Origin of the sequence: Thermoanaerobacter uzonensis DSM 18761 (genome assembly GCF_900129115.1) — a bacterium.
GTDB lineage: Bacteria > Bacillota > Thermoanaerobacteria > Thermoanaerobacterales > Thermoanaerobacteraceae > Thermoanaerobacter > Thermoanaerobacter uzonensis.
On sequence record NZ_FQUR01000006.1, the window covers coordinates 150774 to 167738 of the forward strand.

The window sequence follows — 16965 nt, forward strand, 5'->3', positions numbered from 1 at the left end:
GTATTTACATAAGCAACAGAGATTATATAAATTAGCTCAGTACAGTGATTAAAAATATTCCGTATAATACTCCTCCAACCATCAGCATAAAAGGATTAACTGACTTTCTCATATTTATCCACATTAAATTTAAAATAGCTGAAGTTAAAGCTAACATGGCACTTAAAAAAGCTATTCCTGTGATGTTCCATGGCGTAAACAGTATACCAACAGTAACTGGTATGGAAGACTGAAACACCATTGCACCTGTAATATTTCCAAGTGCAAGAGTGTCTTTTTTTTGTCCTACCCACACAATAGAATTAAGCTTTTCAGGCAGTTCTGTTGCAATAGGCGTTATGACAATTGAGAGTATTAAAGGTGAAATTCCCATCATGTGAGACAAATCTTTTACATATCCTACAAACAAATGAGCGCCAAAAATTATTCCTAAAAGAGATAGAATTAATTGACTGGTTGTCCAAAGTAAATTAGTTTTTACTCCTAAAAACTTTGAAAAGTATAGAGTTCCTATATTTTCATCTAATTGCTGGTCGTCTGAAAAAGTCCGTTTTACATAAAAAGCATACGCTAAAAGTACCAATATAACTGCGGATATTCTAATTTCGTTAAATTGATTAAAGACAGAAGCAAAAATTGCTATTGTATATATGATGATAAAATATGTTAAATCTCTTTGAAACACTTTTTTATTTGCATTCATTTTCAACTTTCTTTTTCCAAAAAGAGAATAGATTATGACAGCAGCACCTGTTATCAAAAATCCTAAAGTAGAAAGCATAAAAGGAGCTCCTAAAATAGCACCTGTGGCTATTTGACTTGCTTCTCTTCCTCCATAAAAAAGTATAGCAATAATTGGTATAATTGTTTCAGGAAGTGCGGTGCCTACAGCAGCTAAAATGCTTCCCACTACCCCCTGACTTAAGTTTAACTTTTTTCCAAACCATTCTACTGAGTTTGTGAATAAGATACAGGAAAGAAGTATAAAGGCAAGGCTAAAAAGCAACATCACTATATCTTGTGTCAACTTCTACAACTCCTTTGTGGTGGTGTTTTAGGCCATTTACAGTAATGTATTGTACCACAAAACGAGAATATAATTCAATAGTTTGAGTCTCTTCACCAAACATCAATAATGTGGTAACATTTATATTAGATGTCCTTTCTTTCACTTAAAGGAGTGAGCGATATGAGCATAAGATTTATATATGGTAGAGCAGGTACAGGCAAGACTGCCTTTTGCCTTAATGATATAAAGAGAAAATTAAATGATGGAAAATCTCACCCTCTTATACTACTTGTTCCCGAACAATTTACCTTTGAGGCAGAAAAATATCTTTTAAATACAATTGAAAAAGATGAAAAGATAAGGGCACAAGTTTTGAGTTTTAAGACTTTGGCAAATAGGGTATTTACAGAAGTTGGAGGCCTTACCCGTCAGCACATGAAATCCTGCGGAAGATCAATGCTTATTTATAAAATAATAGAAGACATACAAAAAGACCTTAAGGTTTATTCTAAAGCCTCCAGGCAGCAGGGTTTTATCAAAAAAGTTTCACAAGTTATAACAGAGCTTAAAAGATTTGAAGTGGCTCCTGAAAAGCTATTAGAAATAACTGAAACAATAAATAATTTAGGATTAAGAGAAAAACTAAAAGACATAAGTTTAATATATTCTAAATTTGAAGAGAGTTTACACCAAAATTATATAGACCAAGAGGATGAGTTGACTCTTTTGGCAGAGAAACTGGAATATTCTTCTCAATTTGAAGGAGCGGAATTTTGGATAGACGGTTTTACAGGTTTTACGCCAAAGCAGTATAGGGTGATAGAAAAGCTTTTAAAGAAAGCTTCAAAAGTAAATGTCACCCTCTGTATGGATACATCACACAACTCTTATGAAATTGATACTACAGACCTTTTTTACACTACTAAAAAGACAGAAGATAAACTTTTAGAAATATGCCAAAGAAATAATATATCTTATGAAAAACCGATAGACTTAAATGGAAAAATACCTGAAAGATTTAGAGAAAGTGAAGAGCTAAGTTTTTTGGAAAAACATCTTTTTTCCTATCCTTACGAAGTATATCCCAGTAAGACAAAGGACATAACTCTTTTTAAAGCTGTCAACGTATATAGTGAGGTTGAAGAAACTGCGAGAGATATCATAAGGCTTATAAGAGATGAGGGATTTAGGTATTCTGACATTGTGGTAGCTACTCGCGATTTAAATAGATATCATAAACTCATAAAAGCTATATTTTCTCAATATGGAATTCCCTATTTTATAGACATAAAGATGGAAATAAAAAACAACCCAATCATCGTTTTTATAACCTCTCTTTTTGACATTCATTTAAAAAGATGGTCTTATGAATCTGTTTTTAGATACCTAAAGACAGGTTTTGCAGATTTAGAAAAAGAGGACATAAACCTTATTGAGAATTATGTTTTAGCTAACGGTATAAAGGGAGATAAATGGAAAGAGGAAGTTTGGAATTACAGGTTAAATTACAGATTTGATAGACTTTCAATAGAGGAAGATGAAAAAGAGATAATAGAGAGAGTGAATGAAATAAAAAGAAAAATCGCAACTCCCTTACAGGATTTTTATAAAAAATTTTCCAAATCAAAGAATATTAAAGAAGGTTGTGGCACTTTGTATGACTTTTTAGTTGAAATGAAATTGTCTCAAAAGATTCAAAAATTGATTGAAAAGTTTAAACAAGAGAAGGAATTTGACACGGCAAATCAATACGCACAGGTTTGGGATATTGTTGTAGATGTTTTAGACCAAATGGTAGAAGTGATGGGGGAGGAAAAAGTTACAGTAGAACAGTTTGCGAAGATATTAAGCATAGGATTTGATGAATATCAAATTGGAAGTATTCCTCCTACTCTTGATGAAGTTTTGGTTACCAGTGTTGATAGGATGAAAAGTCACAATGCAAAAGCCCTTTACATAATCGGCGTAAATGATGGTATATTTCCTGCTGCTCTTTTTGAGGAAGGAATTTTGACAGATGGGGATAGGGAAATTTTAGCTTCCCACAATGTGGAGTTAGACAGAGATACAAAGACTAAAATATTTGAAGAGCAATTTTTAGTCTACACTGCTCTGACTTCCACAAGTAAATTTTTAAGGATAAGCTATCCCATTGCTGACCATGAAGGGAAAAGCTTAAGACCCTCTATAATAATTTCCCGCTTGAAAAAGATTTTTCCTAAAATAAAGCAGTTTAGCAATGTGGTAGAGATAGATACGGAGGAAGAAAATTTAAATCGCGTATCAACACCTTCACCTACTTTTAATGAAATGGTAAGTGCGATTAAGAAATGGGATGTGACAAATAAAATGAATCCTCTGTGGTTGGATGTGTATAAATGGTATGCTAAAAATGAATTATGGAAGCCGAAATTGATAAGAGCTTTAGAAGGGCTCTATTACACTAATCAGGTTGAAAAAGTACCTGCCTACAAGGTAAAAAAGTTGTATGGGGAGGAAATGTATTTTAGTGTATCCAGACTTGAAAAATACGCAGCTTGTCCTTTTGCTTATTTTGTCCAATACGGGCTTAAAGCGAAAGAAAGGAAAATATTTAGTTTCGAGCCTCCTGATTTAGGGACCTTTATGCACAATGTCCTTGACAGATTTTCAAAGGCATTGGAGGAAGAAGGACTTACTTGGCAGGATATTGACAGAGAGTGGTGCGATGAGGCAGTAGATATCATTGTAGATGATATGATACAGAAAATACCCGGCTACATTTTGAATAGCAGTCCCAGATACAAATATCTTGCTGAAAGGTTAAAAAGAGTGCTTTCTAATGCGGTATGGGTGGTATCTGAGCATATAAAGAGAAGTTCTTTTGTGCCTTTAGACCATGAGGTTGCTTTTGGCGATAACCAAAAGTATCCTCCTATAAAGATTGTGCTGTCAAACGGTGAGGAGATAAATCTCATAGGGAGGATAGACAGGGTTGATATATTTGAAAAAGAGGATGAAGCCTATATAAGGATAATAGATTACAAGTCTGGCAACAAAACTTTAGACCTTTCAGATGTGTTTTATGGTTTAGAACTTCAGCTTTTGATATATTTAGATGCTATATTAGAAAGTGCAATAAAAGAAAACACAAATTTAAATCCGGCTGGGATATTTTACTTTAAAATAGATGACCCGATTATAAAGGCGGATAAAGATATATCAGATGAAGAGTTGCAAATGCAAATTTTTAAAAAGTTGAGATTGGAAGGGCTTGTTTTAAATGATGCTCAAATCATAAAAGAGATGGACAAATCAATTGAAGGCACTTCTTATATAATTCCAGCAACAATCAATAAAGACGGAAGCATAGGCAAAAACACCAAAGGAGCTACAAAAGAGCAGTTTGAATTGTTGAGAAAACACGTCAAAAAAACTATACAGCGTTTGACCGAACAGATGTTGGAAGGAGATATTTCAATTTCTCCATATAAAAAAGATAAAGAAACTCCTTGTAAATATTGCCCTTACTCTTCTGTCTGCCAATTTGAAAGGAATTTTAAAGGGAATGAGTACAAGGTTATAAAGAGTAAAGATGTTAAAAAGATATGGAGTATATTGGAACAGGAAGTGAAGTCAGATGGAAACCAAATGGACTTATGAACAACAGCTGGCTATAAATACAAGGGGCAGTAATCTCTTAGTGGCAGCAGGTGCAGGCTCTGGCAAAACTGCTGTCTTAGTTGAAAGAATCATAAAACTTGTCACGGATGACAAAAATCCTGTAGATATTGATAAACTTTTAGTTGTTACTTTTACAAATGCTGCTGCCTCTGAAATGAGAGAAAGGATAGCAGAGGCGTTGATTTCTAAGTTAGACCAAAATCCGGAAGACAGGCGGCTTAGCAATCAGCTAACATTACTTAACAAAGCTACAATCACCACAATTCACTCCTTCTGCTTGGAAGTAGTGAGAAATAACTTTTTTCTCATAGATTTAGACCCTAACTTTAGAATAGGGGATGATACAGAAACTTTACTTTTAAAATTAGAGGCGGCAGAGGAGCTTTTTGAGGAATTATATCAAAAAGAGGATAATGAAGATTTTTTGACGTTGGTAGAAAGTTATGGAGGCACAAGGGACGATAAACCCCTTGTAGATATTCTTTTAAAATTGTACGATTTTGTAAAATCACTTCCCTGGCCTGAAAAATGGCTTAGAGATGTGTTATTAAGCTTTGAAGTTAAAGAGGGTTTTCATTTTGAGAATTCACAGTGGGCGGCAGTAATATTAGACAGTTTAAAAGTAGAAATGTCAGGGCTTTTAAATGGAATGTATGTGGCAATTGATAAACTTCACGGTGAAAGTGGTTTACAAAGTTATCTTGATAATTTTGAAATAGAGGCGGAAAGCTTGGAAAAACTTCTAGATTGTGAAAATTGGGAGGAATTTAGAAAACAGATAAATGCTATAGAGTTTGATAGACTTCCCAGAGCAGGTAAAGAGATAGACCCTAAAGTAAAAGATGAAGTGACAAAAATAAGAAATGAAGTTAAAGCTAAAATTAAGGAGATAAGAAATAAGTTTTTTTCAGATGACATAGAAAAGATTGAAAAAGAAATTAAAGCTTTGTACCCTATCATGAAGGCTTTAGTGGATTTGATTTTACTTTTTGATAAAAAATATGCTGATAAAAAAAGGGAAAAAGGCATTATAGACTTTAATGATATTGAACATTTTGCACTGCAAATTTTGACAGAAGTCGATGAAAACGGGAATGTGAAGCCTTCAGAGGCAGCTTTGATGTATAGAGAAAAATTCCAAGAAATTTTTGTGGATGAATATCAAGATTCTAATTTAATACAGGAAGTTATACTAAGCACTATAGCCCGAGAAGACACACCTAACAGGTTTATGGTAGGAGATGTAAAACAGAGCATATACAGGTTTAGGCAGACAAATCCTTATATATTTTTTGAAAAGTACAATACTTATTCTTCAAAAGAGGAAAATAAAAATAAAAAGATACTGCTTTATAAAAATTTCAGAAGCAGACCCCAAATCATAGATGCGGTAAATTTCATTTTCAAAAAAATAATGTCTAAGAATGTAGGGGAGATAGATTATACAGAGGAAGAGAAGTTAAATTGTGGAGCAGATTTTGGAATACCTCCTCTTGATGCCATTGTAGGTGGACCTGTGGAAATACATTTGATAGAGAAAAATGATGAAACTCCTGAAGAGGAAGAATTAGAGGTTTATGGGGAAGAAGAGGAAGAGATTATTGACAACATACAAGTAGAAGCAAGGGTGGTAGCTCAAAGGATAAAGGAATTAGTTACACAAAATGAGAAAAATACCTTTATGGTTTATGATAAAAACCTCAAAAATTATAGGCCTGTTGAGTATAGGGATATAGTAATACTTTTGAGGGCTACAGAAAGATGGGCACCTGTATTTTTAGAAGAATTTATAAATGTCGGTATTCCTGCTTTTGCGGACACAGGAACGGGATACTTTGAAACAACGGAGATAAAGACTATAATATCCCTCCTTCAGGTGATAGACAACCCAATGCAAGATATTCCGTTGTTGGCAGTTTTGAGGTCTCCTATTTTTTCCTTTATCCCAGAAGAATTAATTGACATAAGGTTAGAAGAGCCTAATAGAGCTATATATGAAGCACTTAAAAAGGTATCACAAAGAGAGGATGAATTAGGGCAAAAAGCTAAAAGTTTCTTAGAATCATTGAAAAAGTGGCAAGAGAAAGCCATTTATATGCCGGTGGATGAGTTTTTGTGGTATTTATATCAAGACACTGGTTATTATGCTTATGTGGGGGCAATGCCTCAAGGAGTGCAGAGGCAGGCAAACTTGAGGATTTTGTTTGAAAGGGCAAAGCAGTACGAGGAAACAAGTTTTAAAGGGCTGTTTAACTTTATCAATTTTATAAACCGCCTCAAAGTCAGCAGTGGCGATATGGGAAGTGCTAAAATAGTAGGAGAAAATGAAAATGTAGTCAGGATAATGAGTATACACAAAAGTAAAGGTCTTGAATTCCCGGTAGTTATAGTTGCAGGCTTAGGTAAACAGTTTAATTTAAAGGATTTAAGTCAAAGCGTATTGTACCATCATTTATTAGGATTAGGCCCTGAGTTTGTGGACTTCAAAAGAAGAATTTCTTATCCCAGCATTGTGAAAGAGGCAATAAAAAACAAAATAAAGTTAGAAAGCCTTTCTGAAGAAATGAGGGTTTTGTACGTTGCTTTGACAAGAGCGAAAGAAAAGTTAATATTAGTTGGAAGCATAAAAGATATAAAGAAGAATGTGAGAAAATGGGCAAATGCAGCAGTTTTGCAAGATAAGGTTTCTGATTATGATATTTTAAATGGCAAAAGCTACATGGATTGGATTGGTTCAGCTGTTATAAGACACAAAGACTTAGAACCTTTACGTGAGTTTGCAGGCGTTTCTCTTTCTGCAGAACAAGATGCTTCAAAATGGGAAATAAAATTATGGAGTAAAAAGGATGCGCTTCTAGAAAAAGAGAAAAATGACAAAATAGATGTGGTGGAAAGACTAAAAAGTTTAGACTTGGATGCCCACTACAGCGAGTTTTACGAAGAAGTTGAAAGAAGGTTAAGCTGTGTATATCCCTACGAAAAAGCCTGTTACCTACCTGCCAAGCTTTCTGTAACTGAGGTTAAGCGTATTTTAAATGCAGAAATAGTTGACGAAGATACCACATCTATTTTTGAAAGAGAAGTTTTAAAAACACCTGTATTTTTAGAAAAGAAAAAAGGATTAACTGCAGCTGAAAAAGGTATAGCTATGCACCTTGTCATGCAAAAACTTGATTTAAATAAGGCCTTATCTTTGGATAGCATTAAAGGACAGGTAAAAGATATGGTAGATAGAGAGATATTAACGGGGGAACAGGCAAAAGAAGTGGATATACAGAAAATTGAAGGATTTTTTAAAACCTCTCTTGGGGAAAGGATGCTAAGTTCAAAAAATGTAAAAAGAGAAGTGCCTTTCCACATAAAATTAAGTAGCAGAGAAATTTACAAAGATTTGCCTGAAGAATACGAAAATGAGTTTATACAGGTGCAGGGAATTATTGACTGTTTCTTTGAAGAAGAGGATGGTTTAGTTTTAATAGATTATAAAACAGACTATGTTCAGGAAGGCAAAGTAGAAGAAATTAAAGAAAAATATAGAGTTCAGATAGAACTGTATTCAAAGGCATTAGAGAATATTACAGGCAAAAAGGTAAAAGAAAAGTACATTTATCTATTTTTCAATGGAGATATTTTAGAGTATTGATAGGAAAGGAGTTGTTTTCCTTACCTATACTGAATTCAATTTTTTTGGAGCGAACATGTTGCAAGCATGTATTCTCCAATATAATAATCAGGTAAATAAAGAGGGAGGAGTTCTTATGTATCCTAATTATCGAATTTCTGTTGAAATCATTTTGTTGCATGAGGGAAAGGTTCTTTTGACCAAACGCGCAGAACATTGCAAGGTTGCTCCGAATGTCTGGAATGTTCCCGCAGGAAAAATAAAATATGATGAAATTCCAGTTCAAGGTTTGTATCGAGAAGCAAAAGAGGAAATCAATTTGGATGTGGAATTGTTGGAAGAGCTATCAGTTAGGAATTTAAAAAGTAAAAGTGGAGATGAAGATATATACCGAGTTGTGTTTACGTATCTTGTTAAGCCTAAAAACGATGATATTTCTTCGCTCAAACTGAATGATGAACATTCCGAGTATGCTTGGATAACCAAAGAAGATCTCAATAATCCAAGATATGAAACGCTTCACACTGATATACGAAACATTCTTTTAACAAAAGTGTTTAAGTAAAGATGAATGAGGTAATTGTATAAGCTTTATTATATAATAAGCTTGTAACAGTTGTTTATTGTTTTTGAGTGAGAGATAAAATATTAAGGGTGATAAAATGAGGATTTTACATACTTCAGACTGGCATTTGGGAAAAAGTCTTGAAAATTTTTCGAGGCTTGCTGAACAGGAGAAATTTTTAGAGGATTTTGTGCAGATGGTGGAGGAAAATAATGTAGACCTGGTCATAATTGCCGGGGATATATACGATTCTTCAAACCCTCCTGCAAGGGCGGAAATGCTTTTTTACACAACTTTAAAAAAACTTTCCAACGGGGAAAGAGTGATTTTGGTTATAGCAGGGAATCATGACAATCCTGAAAGGCTTTCTGCTGCAAGCCCTCTTGCTTATGAGCACGGAGTGATACTTTTAGGTACTCTTAAAAGTATTGCTCCTAAAGGAGATTTTGGAAAGTTTAAAATTTTAGATTCGGGAGAAGGTTTTTTAGAAATTGAGATAAAAGGTGAAAAAGCTGTAATTATAGCTCTTCCTTATCCCAGTGAAAAAAGGCTAAATGAAATTTTTACTCAAGAATTGGAGGAAGAGAAAAGGCAAAAAAGTTACTCTGAAAGAGTTGGTGAAATTTTTAATGACCTTTCGAAAAAATACAGAGAAGATACTATAAACATTGCGGTATCTCATATTTTTGTTGCAGGAGGAGAGGAGTCAGGTTCAGAAAGGCCTATTCAGTTAGGAGGAAGTTTTACAGTAGAAATTTCTTACCTGCCACAAAAGGCGCAGTACATAGCTCTCGGACACCTTCACAAACCTCAGAGAATTTCTTCTACTCTTCCTGCTTATTATTCTGGTTCCCCACTTCAGTATAGCAAAAGTGAAATGAACCATTCTAAATGTGCTTATTTAGTAGATTTAAAGGTGGGAGAACCTGTGACTGTGAAGGAAATATATTTTAAAAATTACAAGCCTATTGAAGTGTTTAGGTGTAATAGTATAGAGGAGGCTTTAGAGATTTGCAATGAATACAGGGATAAAGATATATGGGCATATTTCGAGATTAAAACTGAGTCTTTCCTGCCTTCTTCAAAGATAAAAGAAATGAAGAGCATATTACCGGATATAGTTGAAATAAAGCCAATTTTGCCAGAGGATGAGATGGAAATTGAAGACTATGAGATAGATGATAAAAGTGTAAAGGAACTTTTTGAAGAATTTTATTTAAAGGAAAACAAAGTTCCTCCAACAGAGGAGATTTTAGAACTTTTTATGAGTATAGTAAAGGAAGAGGATGAGGAAGATGAGACCTCTGAAGCTTAAAATTGCTGGGCTTAATAGTTTTGTAGAAGAACAAATTATTGATTTTGAAGTCCTAACAGAAAAAGGACTTTTTGGCATATTTGGTCCCACAGGAAGTGGAAAATCCACTGTTATAGATGCAATTACTCTTTCAATGTACGGGAAAATTCCCAGAAATAGCAAGGATTTTATAAATACTCAATCTACATCTATGTCTTTGACATACCAGTTTGAAATAGGTGTTGATGGGGCAAGAAAAAGGTATATAGTTGAGAGAAATGTAAAAAGGGACGCAAAAAGTGGCGGTTATAAAACTACATTAGCAAGACTGCGGGAAATAGGGGAAAGTGGAGAAAGAGTTTTGGCAGAAAAAGATAGGGAAGTTCAGCAAAAAATAGTGGATTTAATTGGACTCACAGCAGAGGATTTTACTCGTTCTGTAGTGCTGCCACAAGGGAAATTTAGTGAATTTTTAAAGCTAACAGGCAAAGAAAGAAGGGACATGTTAGAGAGGATTTTTGGCTTAGAAAAGTATGGAAGCAAATTACTTGTTAGAATAAGAGATGTAAAGAGAGAAAAAAGTAATTTATTGAATGAGGTAAATGCGAAATTAAGTCAGCACGAAGGTGTTACTAAAGAAGCATTGGAAGATTTAAAGAAAAAGTTTGAGATTTTAAAAGAAGAAGAGAAAACTTTAAAAGAACAAAAGGATAAATTAGATAAAGAAAGGGAAAAACTTAAAGGGATATGGGAAAAACAGCAGGAGTTAAATCAATTTTTGCAGAAGAAGGAACTCTTAGATCGTAAGTTAAAAGAAATAGAAGATAAAAAGGAAAAGTTAAAAAAAGCGGAAAAGGCATTATCAGTAAAACCGTATATAGACTCTTTAGTAGAGACAGAGAAAAAACTCATTTTAAATCAAAAGGATGTGGAAAAGTATTCTAAAGAGTTGGAAGAGGCTTTAGAATTACTTGAGAAGGTAGAAAAAGAATATGAGGCTTCATTAAAAGAAAAGGAAGAAAAAATTCCTCTCATAATTGAAAAGGAAGAAAGGCTTAAAAGGGCTTTTAAACTGAGAGATGAGATAAAAAAGATTAATAGTGAAAGGGAGAAACTTGTAAAGGAGTATAAAGATTTAAAAAAGCAGATAGATGAAATAGAAAGAGAAATAAAAGCCCTGTCCGATTCTATAGATATAGCAAAAAAAAGCTTAAGGGAGAAGGAAAAAAGAATTAATGAAATTAAAGTTGATTCGAATAAAAGGGAAAAAATTTTTGCTGCTTTTGAGATTCAGAAAGAGTTTGAAAGAAAAGATAAAGAGAAAAAAGAAAAGGAGAAAAGAATTTTAGAATTAAAAGAGCTAATAGGTAAGCAGCAGAAAGATATTGAAAAAATAGATAATTTATTGAAGCGAAAAGAAAAAGAAATACAAGAGGTTGACAATAATATAAAAAACCTTGAAATGCAAAAGCCTCCCACAAATGAAGACCTTCTTAATCTGCAAAAAAGTTTAGAAAGAAAAAGAGTAGAAATTTTAGAATTGAAAGAAAAAGAAAAGTTAAAAAATGAGGCGGAAAATAATTTAAAAGAAATTTTAAAAATAAAAGAAGAAATAAATGATGAGATAAAAGAGCTTGAAGAGAAATTAAAAAATAAAAATAATAGTTTGGAAGAAGTAAAAAAAGATATAGAGGAACTTGTAAAAAACAACATGGCAGGTGAACTGGCAGAGGGATTAAAAGAAGGTGTTCCCTGTCCTGTCTGTGGTTCGATTCATCATGTAAGATTGGCACAAAAGGTAGAGGAAGACTTAATAAAAGAAAAGCAGGAAATAAAGGCAAACTTAGAAAAGGATATAACAGACTATCAAAGTAAGCTTTTTAAATTAAAAGGTGAATTATCAGGAATAGAAGTCAAAGAAGAGATGTATAAAAAAGAATATGATAAACTGTGGGATATATTAAAAGACATTAACCTTTTAAAGTTAGAAGAAGAATTAAATAAGATGGAGTCTTTATTTATACAGGGGAAAGAAAAATTAGAAAAATGGAATAAGAGTAAGGAAGAATTAGAGACCTTAATTAAAAAATTAAAGGAGGAAAAAGCAAGTTTAGATTTAGAACATACAAGATTAAAAGAAGGTATAAATAAAGATATTAGCCTTTTGAAAGAGTTTGAGTCTTCTTTTGAGGCTATTAGTATAACTTACAGTGAATTAGAAGGTCAGTTAAGAATATCAAGGGAAGAATTGGGGATTTCAGATTTTAAAGAAAAAGTGGAGGAAATAAATCAAAAAGAGAGGGAAATAGAGGGGCTGAGGAATGAAATAGAGAATTTTAAAAATACGATTGAAGAATTGACAAATAAAAAGGAAACCCTTTCAAACAATCTCAATGCTCTTTCAATAAGGAAAGGCCAGATAGAGGAAATAGGTAAGGAAAAAAGTAAAAACCTTCGGGAGAGGCAGCAGGAGTTTGATTCTTTATCAGAAGGAAAAGACATAGAAGAATATTTAAAAGAGATTCAGTATAATAAAGAAAAAATTACAAAAATGGAGAGTGTTTTAAAAGAAACTTTAGAAAAGGCAAGAAAGGATAAACAAAATATAGAGAGTAAAAAGATATCTGCTTGTAAGAGTCGGGACCTTTTAAATAATATGTTTAGGGAACAAAGTGAAAAATTAGAAAATGCTCTATTAGAAAAGGGATTTAAGGATAAAAAAGAGGCTTTGGAGTATTTATTAGACAGTGAAAATATTAAAAAAATTGAGGAAGAAATTAAGAATTTTGAAAATGAATATGTATCTGTAAACAAAAGTATAGACAGACTGATGGAGATACTGCAAGGGCATAAAATTAATGAAGAAGAATGGAATCAATTAGAAGAAAGCATTAAAGGGTTGGAACAGGTCTTAAACGAAAAAAGGAAGGAAATAGGCGCTACAGAAAAGGCTATTTCAGATATGCAAGAGAATTTGCAAAAAGTAGAAGAATTTACAAAGCAGAAAAAGGAATTAGAGCGTGTAGTGGATATATTAAATGAATTGGACAATCTTTTTCAGGGGAATAAATTTGTAGATTTTATTGCCGCAAGACAGCTAAAATATATAACTTTTACTGCTTCAAAAAGACTTAAAGAAATAAGTAGAGGTAGGTATGCATTAGAGATTGATTCAGAAAATAATTTCGTAATGAGAGATGACTTCAATGGCGGAGTAAGGAGGTCTGTAGATACTTTATCTGGCGGTGAAACTTTTTTGACATCCCTTTCTTTAGCTTTGGCTCTTTCTTCTCATATACAATTAAAGGGAAGAGCCCCTTTAGAATTCTTTTTCTTAGATGAAGGTTTTGGAAGTCTTGACGCGGAACTTTTGGATATAGTGATGACCTCTTTAGAAAGGCTCAAAAAAGACAAAATGGTAGTGGGCATAATAAGCCATGTAGATGAATTAAAAGACAGAGTACCTGTAAAACTGATTGTTACACCGCCTGCCGCTTCTGGAGAAGGGAGTAAGGTGAGAATAGAATATACATAGAGAGAAGGGGCAACCTTCTCTAATTTTGTATTTTTATTATGTTTTCATGTTATTAATGTAAATTATATGATAAAATATAAAGTAGAAAACTAATTAAATGGTGGTGTAATTGTATGGCTAAATCAATTTCAGATATACAAAAAATTAATAAGATTATAATTCCTCTTGATACTATAAAATTAATAATTGAAAGATTAGGTGATGATTTAATTTGGGATTATGATGAAATAAAAGGTGAATTGATAATTATGAAACGTCCAACTTCTTATGTTGACGCATTAGCTGGCTTGGGTGCAGATATGTGGAAAGAAGCAGGGGGAACAGAATATATTAAAAAAATCAGAGATGAATGGGATAGATAATGGAGAGGTTAAATAACAAATATCTAGCTTTAGATGTTAATCTTTTTATTTATTTAATGGAAAAAAGTCAGATATATTTTCCTCCTGCAAAAATAATTTTTGAAAAAATTCAGAAGGGTCAATCATTTGGAGTTACTTCGTCATTAATTTATACGGAAATATTATCTAAACCATTACAAGAAAAAAATCAATTATTAGCAGATATGTACCGTGTTTTTCTTGCTACTTTTCCTAATTTAAAAATAAAGGATGTTGATAAAAATGTTGCAATAATAGCAGCCGAATTAAGGGCTAAACATAAATTAAAAACACCCGATGCCATATATATAGCATCAGGTATTATAGAAAAAGCTGATTTTTTTGTAACTAATGACTTAAGATTAAAGGTAGTTAATGAAATAGAAGTAATAACTTTGGATGAATTATTATAATTATGCTTTTTTATAACTGTCTTGCAATTTTCTCAATTGCATCGAGAGTTTTTTCAATATCTTTTTTACTTATGTAATAATGAGTTACAAATCTTACTGCAAAATCATTTCCGCCGTTTATTAAAATTCCGTACTCTTTTAGTTTTAAGGATAGTTCCTTACCTGTCATTCCTGTGCCTGAAATGTCTGTCATTACAATATTAGTCTGCACTGTTTCTAAGTCGAGATTTATTCCCGGTATATCTTTTAGTCCTTCTGCTAAAAATCTTGCATTATCATGGTCTTCCTGTAGCCTTTTTGTCATTTTTTCAAGGGCTACAATGCCAGCAGCTGCAATAAAACCTGCTTGTCTCATTCCACCACCTAACATTTTGCGGTATTTTCTTGCTTTTTCAATGAAATCTTTTGTGCCGACGACTACCGACCCAATAGGGGCGCATAAGCCTTTGGAGAGACAAAACATTACACTGTCGGCGTATTTGGCTATTTCTCTTACATCTACTTTAAGATAAGTAGCAGCATTGAATATTCTTGCTCCATCTAAATGAACGGGTATATTGTGATTTTTAGCTATTTCGTAAATTTCCTTCATGATTTCAATTGGGGTTACAGTGCCTCCAGCTCTATTGTGAGTGTTTTCGAGGCATATAAGGCTTGTAACAGGATAGTGTATGTCTTTTGGTCTTATAGCATTTTCAACATCTTCAGGATTTAATACGCCTTTATTACTTTTAAGGGCTTTTGTTTGAACACCTGAGAGATAACCTATTCCTCCAACTTCATAGGTTATTATATGACAGTTTTCTTCAACAATGATTTCTTCTCCGGGATGAGTATGTGTCATTACTGATACTTGATTACCTTGAGTTCCGCTTGTTACAAGTAATGCTGCTTCTTTTCCCAGCATCTCTGCTGCCATTTCTTCAAGTTTTCTTACAGTAGGGTCTTCGCCGTAGACGTCATCACCTACTTCAGCCTTGTACATGGCTTCCCTCATTTCATCAGTGGGTACTGTTACAGTGTCACTTCTTAAATCAATATATTGCATTTGTAATCCCCTCTCGCCAATATGATTCATAAAAACTTCTTTTGTTCTTATTATACCATATAATACCTGAAATTTTTAATAATTTACTCTTATTTATAGTATGGTATCAAAATATTTTAAACAAAGAAATTTAGTATAGGAATAAAACGTTTAACATGATAAAATATATATGTATGGTAGACATTAAATTAAAAGGTGGGAGAGTTGATATGAAATACAATTTTGATGAAATAGTAGATAGGAGAAATACAGATTCAATTAAATGGGGGAATTTAAAACAGACTTTTGGTGAGGAAGACCTTTTGCCAATGTGGGTTGCGGATATGGATTTTAAAGCCCCTATTGAAGTTATAGAAGCATTTAAGGAAAGAGTCCAACATGGAGTATTTGGATATACATGGATACAAGATTCTTTTTACGATGCGATTATAAATTGGGTCAAAAGAAGGTTTAATTGGGATATAAAAAAAGAATGGATTTTATTTATTCCTGGAGTGATTCCAGGGCTTAGTATTGGAGTTAGAGAATTGACAAATGAAGGAGAAAAAGTTTTAATACAGCCGCCAGTATATCCACCATTTTATGAAGTTATCAACAATAATAACAGAGTTATAAATAAAAATCCTTTAAAACATAATGGGAAAAAGTTTGTTATGGATTATGAAGATTTGGAAAAGAAAATAGATGAAGAAACAAAATTAATGATACTTTGTAATCCTCATAATCCTGTCGGAAGGGCGTGGACAAAAGAAGAACTTGAAATATTAGGACATATATGTGTCAAAAATGATTTAACAATTGTATGCGATGAGATACACAGTGATTTTATTCTAAAAGGTTATAAACATACACCTCTTGCGACAATTTCCAAAGAATTAGAACAAAGGACTATAACTCTTATGGCTCCCAGCAAAACTTTTAATATTCCGGGACTTGCTACAGCATTTGCCATCATTCCAAATCCAGATTTAAGAAATAAATATCAAAAGGCTATTAAGGCCTTAAGAATAGATAATATAACTATTTTTGGAGCTTTGGGATTAGAGACGGCATACAATAAAGGGGAAGAATGGTTGGAGGAGTTACTAAAATATATTGAATATAATGTAGATTTTGCTATAGATTATATCCATAAGAATATACCTGAGGTGGAAGTAGATAGACCAGAAGGCACGTACTTACTTTGGCTTAATTTTAAAAAATTAAATAAAACTTCTGATGAGATATACAAAGCTTTAATAGAAGTAGGTAAAGTAGCATTAAATGATGGAAGGCAATACGGAGAAGAAGGAGATGGATTTTTTAGGCTTAATGTAGGTTGTCCAAAGGCTACGTTAGAAGAAGGTTTAAAAAGAATAGAAAAAGCAGTAAAAAGCTTAAAGCGGGCCTATTAAAAGACCCGCTTTGTCGAAAAAAAGGGATATTTTATGAGTGAC

Annotated in this window: 10 protein-coding genes; 8 read left to right on the forward strand and 2 right to left on the reverse strand. The window is 32.9% G+C overall.

Annotation, left to right across the window (positions count from 1 at the left end; all coding sequences use genetic code 11):
• Positions 1 to 31: 31 nt before the first annotated feature.
• Complete coding sequence (locus BUB32_RS00790) at positions 32 to 1027, reverse strand: sodium:calcium antiporter (RefSeq protein WP_084726969.1); 996 nt, start codon at positions 1025 to 1027, stop codon at positions 32 to 34.
• A gap of 162 nt (positions 1028 to 1189) precedes the next feature.
• Between BUB32_RS00790 and addB the strand changes: the two genes are divergently transcribed.
• The 7 genes from addB to BUB32_RS00825 all read left to right on the forward strand — a co-directional run bounded on the left by addB (position 1190) and on the right by BUB32_RS00825 (position 14481).
• Positions 1190 to 4651 (forward strand): helicase-exonuclease AddAB subunit AddB, encoded by a 3462-nt coding sequence (addB, locus tag BUB32_RS00795; protein ID WP_072966587.1) that lies wholly within the window; start codon positions 1190 to 1192, stop codon positions 4649 to 4651.
• The gene (gene addA / locus BUB32_RS00800) at positions 4629 to 8315 is read left to right on the forward strand and encodes a helicase-exonuclease AddAB subunit AddA (RefSeq protein ID WP_072966589.1); all 3687 of its coding nucleotides are present in this window, start codon (positions 4629 to 4631) and stop codon (positions 8313 to 8315) included. The genes addB and addA overlap by 23 nt, the downstream gene beginning before the upstream one ends.
• 115 nt (positions 8316 to 8430) lie before the next feature.
• The gene (locus BUB32_RS00805) at positions 8431 to 8859 is read left to right on the forward strand and encodes an NUDIX domain-containing protein (protein ID WP_072966591.1); all 429 of its coding nucleotides are present in this window, start codon (positions 8431 to 8433) and stop codon (positions 8857 to 8859) included.
• 97 nt (positions 8860 to 8956) lie between these two features.
• Positions 8957 to 10174 carry an exonuclease SbcCD subunit D gene (locus BUB32_RS00810; protein ID WP_072966593.1) on the forward strand — a complete coding sequence of 406 codons (1218 nt, stop codon included), beginning with the start codon at positions 8957 to 8959 and terminating at the stop codon, positions 10172 to 10174.
• Positions 10155 to 13688: an AAA family ATPase gene (locus tag BUB32_RS00815; protein ID WP_072966595.1), complete on the forward strand. Its 3534-nt coding sequence runs from the start codon at positions 10155 to 10157 to the stop codon at positions 13686 to 13688. Before BUB32_RS00810 ends, BUB32_RS00815 begins: the two co-directional genes overlap by 20 nt.
• Positions 13689 to 13801: 113 nt before the next feature.
• Positions 13802 to 14050 carry a hypothetical protein gene (locus tag BUB32_RS00820; protein ID WP_042834180.1) on the forward strand — a complete coding sequence of 83 codons (249 nt, stop codon included), beginning with the start codon at positions 13802 to 13804 and terminating at the stop codon, positions 14048 to 14050.
• Positions 14050 to 14481 (forward strand): type II toxin-antitoxin system VapC family toxin, encoded by a 432-nt coding sequence (locus BUB32_RS00825; protein ID WP_042834179.1) that lies wholly within the window; start codon positions 14050 to 14052, stop codon positions 14479 to 14481. Before BUB32_RS00820 ends, BUB32_RS00825 begins: the two co-directional genes overlap by 1 nt.
• Before the next feature lie 10 nt (positions 14482 to 14491).
• Here the strand turns inward: BUB32_RS00825 and ltaE are convergent, their stop codons facing one another.
• Positions 14492 to 15529 carry a low-specificity L-threonine aldolase gene (gene ltaE, locus BUB32_RS00830; RefSeq protein WP_072966597.1) on the reverse strand — a complete coding sequence of 346 codons (1038 nt, stop codon included), beginning with the start codon at positions 15527 to 15529 and terminating at the stop codon, positions 14492 to 14494.
• A 209-nt stretch (positions 15530 to 15738) separates the two neighbouring features.
• Between ltaE and BUB32_RS00835 the strand changes: the two genes are divergently transcribed.
• Positions 15739 to 16923 (forward strand): MalY/PatB family protein, encoded by a 1185-nt coding sequence (locus BUB32_RS00835; protein ID WP_072966894.1) that lies wholly within the window; start codon positions 15739 to 15741, stop codon positions 16921 to 16923.
• Positions 16924 to 16965 lie beyond the last annotated feature (42 nt).

What these genes read in the sequence shown, in the direction of transcription:
- BUB32_RS00810 (WP_072966593.1), top strand. Translation starts at nt 8,957, where the DNA reads ATGAGGATTTTACATACTTCAGACTGGCATTTGGGAAAAAGTCTTGAA.
- BUB32_RS00825 (WP_042834179.1), top strand. Translation starts at nt 14,050, where the DNA reads ATGGAGAGGTTAAATAACAAATATCTAGCTTTAGATGTTAATCTTTTT.
- BUB32_RS00835 (WP_072966894.1), top strand. Translation starts at nt 15,739, where the DNA reads ATGAAATACAATTTTGATGAAATAGTAGATAGGAGAAATACAGATTCA.
- BUB32_RS00820 (WP_042834180.1), top strand. Translation starts at nt 13,802, where the DNA reads ATGGCTAAATCAATTTCAGATATACAAAAAATTAATAAGATTATAATT.
- BUB32_RS00805 (WP_072966591.1), top strand. Translation starts at nt 8,431, where the DNA reads ATGTATCCTAATTATCGAATTTCTGTTGAAATCATTTTGTTGCATGAG.
- addB (WP_072966587.1), top strand. Translation starts at nt 1,190, where the DNA reads ATGAGCATAAGATTTATATATGGTAGAGCAGGTACAGGCAAGACTGCC.
- ltaE (WP_072966597.1), bottom strand. Translation starts at nt 15,529, where the DNA reads ATGCAATATATTGATTTAAGAAGTGACACTGTAACAGTACCCACTGAT.
- addA (WP_072966589.1), top strand. Translation starts at nt 4,629, where the DNA reads ATGGAAACCAAATGGACTTATGAACAACAGCTGGCTATAAATACAAGG.
- BUB32_RS00815 (WP_072966595.1), top strand. Translation starts at nt 10,155, where the DNA reads ATGAGACCTCTGAAGCTTAAAATTGCTGGGCTTAATAGTTTTGTAGAA.